This is a genomic window from Tenacibaculum agarivorans (assembly GCF_001936575.1).
Lineage (GTDB): Bacteria > Bacteroidota > Bacteroidia > Flavobacteriales > Flavobacteriaceae > Polaribacter > Polaribacter agarivorans.
Genome location: NZ_MSMP01000006.1, coordinates 212,542 through 218,541 on the forward strand (window position 1 = coordinate 212,542; position 6,000 = coordinate 218,541).

Here is a 6,000-nt window from a genome sequence, read left to right on the forward strand (position 1 = left end):
TAACAAGTTGCTAAGATTTTGTAAACCCTTATTTTTTTGGACTCCAATTGACTTTATAAATATTTGTAAACGCCTTTACGATTTAAATTACAAATTAAAGTTTAGGCAACTTAAACCCTCAATATATGACAAGAAAGCTACTGGTATTTTTTACGCTTTTCATTTTTGCTACCTACTTGGGTACTTCTCAAAGTAAGATAGATTCGTTGAAGATAGTTTTAAAGACAACTACAGATAGTGTTGCACAATTAGAAATTTTAGACGATTTAACCAAAGCATTAGTTCGAAATAATAGTAATGAGCAAGAAGGTTATCTCAATCAATACCTATCACTTTCAAAATCATTAGGAAAGTATGACTTGATGGCATCGAAGTCTAGATTTTTGTTGATGTTGTATGCAAATCGATCTGAGCCTAATAAATTATTAGAAGTATCAGATTCTCTTTTAACATTAAAAAAACACTTTAAAAAAGAAAGTTCAGAGGCTCATATTTTATTGAAGCGAGCATTGGCGTATTATGATTTAGGTAAATTCAACAAAGCGATTAAAAATTACGACACAGCTGCTCAACTTTTTATGAAAAGTGGTGATTCAATTTTTGCTGCAGATGCTTATCTCTATGGCGGACAGGTAAAGTCAGATGCTAATCATTTTCTAGCAGCTTTAGAAGGGTACAAACAAGCCTCTTTACTATATAAAAAGTTAGGAGATGATAGCTATGCATTACTAGCAGGAAATAATTTATCAGTACTTTATAATCGTAATGGACTTACCGAAAAAGGAATTTCAGAAAGGGAAGCATTATTAAAAGAAGCTTTAGCACAAAAAGATTATAGAAATTACATGAGTCTTTCCTTTCAAAATGCATCCTCTTATTTCAAACTTCAGCAATATCAAAAGCAAAAAGAAGTCATAAAAAAAATGGACTATTACAAGGACAGTCTTACGTTAGAGAGTAGTAGAAAATTTAATGACTTTGGATTAACATTTCATAAAGCAACTTTCTATATCAAAACCGACAACCTAAAAGAGGCTGAGAAATATGTTTTTACGTTAGATGAAAAAGCACACAAAACAAGATCACCACAATATACAGAAGAAGCAGTATTGTACGCAAAGGCTTTATATTTTGAAGCTAAAAACGATGTTAAAGCGTTACAACCTATTCTTGAAAAAATAATCCAAAGAAAAAGTATAAGTCAAATCAATGTATTACAGTATGCTCAAAAAGAATTAGCGGAATTATGCGAGAAAGAAGGAAATTTCAAAAAGGCTAGCTTACTTCGTCAATCCAATATAAAACTTAATGATTCTATATTTAATTCTCAGCGAACGAATAGCCTATTATACTATCAAACTAAGTTTGAAACCGAGCAAAAGAAAAGAAAACTGTTACTACAAGATGCAAAAATTAAACAACTTGAAGTAGAACAACGATTAACTAAGAATAAACGTAACACCTTAATAGTAGGTATAGTGTTGTTTTTTGTAATTGCAATTGTATTCATCTATTATAGAAATCATCAAAAAATTAGAGAACAAGCCTATCAGAATATTCTTTTGAATAATAAAGTAGCAACAAAAACTGAAGAAGTAAATGAACTACTTACTGAAACGGTTCAACATATCAAATCAAAAGAACGTATTGCCAAAAGCTTACAAAAAGTCGTTGATAAAAATGGAGATGTAAATATTAAAAGTATCATCGCTGATTTAAATGCAAATAAGTCTGATGATGCAAAACTACTATTGGTTAAAAATAATATTGAGAAAGTTAATTATGATTTTATTAAAAGATTAAAAACTGAATTCCCTGAACTCAGTAAAACGGATATTGAAATCTGTTCATTTATAAAAATTGGATTGAACAGAACACAAATCGCACAATTCAGAAATACGTCAATAGCTGCTGTGAGTAAATCACGTTATCGCATCCGAAAAAAGATAGGTGTTTCTGACGAAATTAATTTAGAAGATTTTCTTCTAAAGTTTTAAGGTTAATATTAAATAAATTGATTATCAATTATTTAAAAAATGTCCATGCTTTTGTCTAGCCTTGTTTTTTGAAATTCATTTGAGAATGAAATTACTTTGTCGAAGCAAAATTACGGATCATGTCAATTTTTAATTTCAATATATATAAGACAATTTTAAAATACAAAGATGAATCAAAAAGTGAGCCTACTGGAATGAGGAATGCACTTAAAAATCAGAACAAATTTTTAAAAAGTCATTTAAAAAAATTAGAGATAATTAAGTTCAAAATTGAATTTGTAAAAAATAGTCATAAATGAAAACAAAACTACTTAGCTTTTTTACCCTAATCATTACCGTCCATAGTATAATACAATGTGTCGACATAATATGGATTACCCAACCGGAAAATTCAGAATGTTCCATATTCGATATAGATATGTATGGTCAAACTCAAAAAACAGAAGTGGATCTTGTAGGTGAAAACAGAGAAAAAATAGGGCAATTTCAATTAAAAATGGAGGATGCTGAGCCCTATGGATTAAAAAATAAAACACTGAAATTCAGTGATTTAAATTTTTGCACCCTCTTTTGAACCCCCTGATTTTTTGATTTTTACTTTGAATCCATACTACTTTAGCAAAGAATTTATAAAAAAGAACATACATGTAATGTATGACGTAATACAAAAACGAAACATTACATAAAGAATTAAAAAATTTTAAACGTCAAGTTTGATTTTCTAAAATGAAGAAACTAGTACTAATATTAATCCTTTTTTTAAGTGTATCTACATTAGTTGCACAGTACACTCAAATTCCAGATCCACAATTTGAGGCGAGTTTATCTGCATATGATGATATTCTTGGAGATGGTCAAGTGCCAACTGATAGAATTGAAGTTATCACTGTATTAGATATAGAGGATAAAGGAATTAGTAATATCACAGGAATTGAAGATTTTACAGCTTTAGTGGAATTATATGCTAGTGAAAATTCTTTTTCTACAATTGATGTAAGTGCTAATACAGCTTTAGAAATTTTAGATATAAGTGATAATACCAATCTTACTTCTTTTATATCAACGGGAAATAGTATTGAAAGCTATGACTTTAGAAGTAATGCAGCTTTAGAAGAATTAGTTATTGTCTCTAGTGAGGCAAAATATATCAACATCAAAAATGGAAATAACTATACTATTGCTAGCGGTAAAATTTCTATTTATGGAAATGATGATTTATGTGTTGCTGTTGATGACTTAAGTTATGCATTAGGTAATTGGACAGATGTATCATCAACTGATGTTTATAGTGAAAACTATTGTAGATATACAGCTATACCAGATGCAAACTTTGAAAATGTACTGTCTTCCTATGATGACATGACAGGAGACGGACAAGTGCCTACCATACGAATTGAAACTGTTAAAGGTTTAGAAATTGATGGCGAATCTATCGCAGATCTTACAGGTGTCGAAGATTTCAGAGATCTAGTATACATGAATTGCAAAGGGAATCTACTGAAAGGAATTAACCTTACCAATAATTTAAAATTGGAAGCTTTTAAAGGAGATGAAAATGAATTCACAACCATAGATTTTTCTGAAAATGAATTGTTGAATTTCATTGATTTAGATAATAATGATTTAGAGTCGCTGGATTTAAGTGCTAATACTTTGTTAGAGAAAATAGACCTAGAGTCTAATGAACTTACAAGTTTAGATCTTTCAGAGAATACCTTGTTGAGAGAGATTGATTTAGAGTCAAATAAACTTACAAGTTTGGATCTTTCTGCGAATACATTATTAAAAAAGATTGATGTTGAAGACAATTTAATTTCAGATTTAGTATTGCCTACAGGTACAACAAGCATTGAAGAAATTGTAGTTACTAAAAATCAGTTAACAACTTTAGATGTATCTGAATATACTAATTTGGAAGATTTAGAAATGGGAGAGAATCAGATAGAAACTATCGATCTTTCTTCCAATCCAGCGCTAGATAAATTCTTAGCGTACAAGAACAATCTAACTTTTGTAAATCTTAAAAATGGAACCAATGTTAGTTTGTCACTCTTTGTAACAGAAGATAATGAGAACTTAACTTGTGTTTTGGTAGATAATGCTGTTTATGCAACAGATAAATGGGAATATAAAGATGATCATACAAATTTCAGTGATACATACTGTCGTTACACTGCAATTCCAGATGATAATTTTGAAGCAGCTTTAGAAGCTTTGGGCTATGATAATGATACTAATGGAGATGGAGAAGTGCCAACAGCTTTAATTGAGGTCGTAACTTCTTTGAATGTAGATAATAAGAATATTGCAGACATAACAGGTATTGAAGATTTTACAGCGTTAACATCATTAGTGGCAAGCAATAATAGTTTTACAACTATAGATGTAAGTGGACTACCTAAATTGACTCTTTTTGAAGCAAAAAGTTGCAATTTATCAAGCTTAAACATTGAAAATGGAGCTAATACTAATATCACGTATTTCGATGCTACAAACAATCCGAATTTAGTATGTATCCAAGTTGATGATTCTGTATACTCAAGAACAAACTGGACAAACATAGATGCAACAGCTAATTTTAGTACAGTTTGCGGAACACTAACTGTAGCTCCACAAGTAATTTTAGAAGGTGCTTTTCAATTTGATGGAAATGATGACGATTACCTAATGCACAATAATTTAAGTAGTGTATTACCTACAACTTCTCCTTATGCTGATGGATTAACATGTGATAGCTCTTTGTTTAGTTTAACTGATGAATATGCCGTAGTAGACTGGGTAGAAATACAACTAAGAAATCCAGATGATATTTCTGAAATTCTACACAGAAGATCTGCACTATTACTAAGAAATGGAGACGTAGTAGATACCGATGGAGATGAAGATCCAAGATTTTCTGTCTGGCAAGGCAACTATTATGTGTCAATTGCACATAGAAATCATTTAACCATAGTTAGTAGTTCAACTTATGAATTAAGATCTAGACCAACAATTGGTGTAGACTTTATTGACCCGAATAATATACTTGGAAGCAATGGAGCCTTAGCAGATATGGGAGATGGATATTTCGCTATGCCTTCAGGAGATATAGATGAAAATGGACAAGTACAAAATATAGACGTAAATAATACTGTATTACAAATAGGAGTCGCAGGCTACAACATTTTTGATGTAGATATGAACGGCCAGGTTCAAAATACAGATGTTAATGGAATTCTACAAAATGTAGGTAAGGGAGAACAGTTTTAATTTTTAACAGCTTATTACTATGCAATTTAATTTAAAAAGCAACAGGAGACCAACATTAAGAAAAGTAATAGAAAAGTATGCTTTTCTACCGATCATTCACCAAGGTACATTTTTTTGGTTGTCAAAAGTGAAGATCGAGAAGTCGTTTAATGGAATAAACATGCAGATTATAAATATTCAAAGACTATAACAATAAACTATACCTCAAAAAACAGAAATATGAGAAAATTATTACTAGCTATCATAAGTCTTATTTCGGCAACATCTTTTGCCCAGAATATAAGCTTTACGTTTGTGAATGCGCGAAACACAAACGATGGTACAGATGATTATTATGAAGCTGATATCTATATTGCATCAGATACAGATTTCATTTTAGGTTCAGGACAGATTTATTTTAATTACAATACTGCTGCATTTGGAGAAAATGTAAAGACCAGTGGTAATTTTACCATGGAAACTCCAGACGGATGTATCTTAGATACCGCTTTTGGTACAGGAATTTTTGATCCTGTGGGTTACAAAGATTTTATTGTTAATGACAATACTACTTCTAGAGTTTCTACCTCTTTTCAACAAAGCTCAAGTGAGTTTGCGTTTACTGCTTTTGGTATATCTAGTAATGTTACTAGTACACCATCGCATTTATACAGTATCAAGTTTAAGTATGTAGATACTAATGAATCACCTAATGTAACTTTTGAAGCTACAGATTTATTTACGGGTCAGTTTTTTACAGCCTGTGGTCCAGTAA

4 protein-coding genes are annotated in these 6,000 nt (G+C 30.6%); all 4 read left to right on the forward strand.

Translation table 11 applies throughout. The features are described from left to right. The first annotated feature begins 125 nt into the window (after positions 1-125). The gene (locus tag BVC87_RS06520) at positions 126-1,997 is read left to right on the forward strand and encodes a tetratricopeptide repeat protein (protein ID WP_075341550.1); all 1,872 of its coding nucleotides are present in this window, start codon (positions 126-128) and stop codon (positions 1,995-1,997) included. A gap of 295 nt (positions 1,998-2,292) precedes the next feature. Beyond that, on the forward strand, positions 2,293-2,571 hold the full coding sequence (locus tag BVC87_RS06530; protein ID WP_075341552.1) for a hypothetical protein: 279 nt from the start codon (positions 2,293-2,295) through the stop codon (positions 2,569-2,571). Positions 2,572-2,723: 152 nt separating this feature from the next. Beyond that, positions 2,724-5,246, forward strand: coding sequence for a leucine-rich repeat domain-containing protein (locus BVC87_RS06535; RefSeq protein WP_075341553.1), 2,523 nt, complete (start codon positions 2,724-2,726; stop codon positions 5,244-5,246). A gap of 219 nt (positions 5,247-5,465) precedes the next feature. Then, positions 5,466-6,000, forward strand: a 535-nt coding sequence (locus tag BVC87_RS06540) for a hypothetical protein (RefSeq protein ID WP_200799168.1), incomplete at its 3' end; no start/stop codon positions are given.

Bases quoted from the DNA above. Each gene is read 5' to 3' on its own strand.
- BVC87_RS06520 (WP_075341550.1), top strand. From the start codon at position 126: ATGACAAGAAAGCTACTGGTATTTTTTACGCTTTTCATTTTTGCTACC.
- BVC87_RS06530 (WP_075341552.1), top strand. From the start codon at position 2,293: ATGAAAACAAAACTACTTAGCTTTTTTACCCTAATCATTACCGTCCAT.
- BVC87_RS06535 (WP_075341553.1), top strand. From the start codon at position 2,724: ATGAAGAAACTAGTACTAATATTAATCCTTTTTTTAAGTGTATCTACA.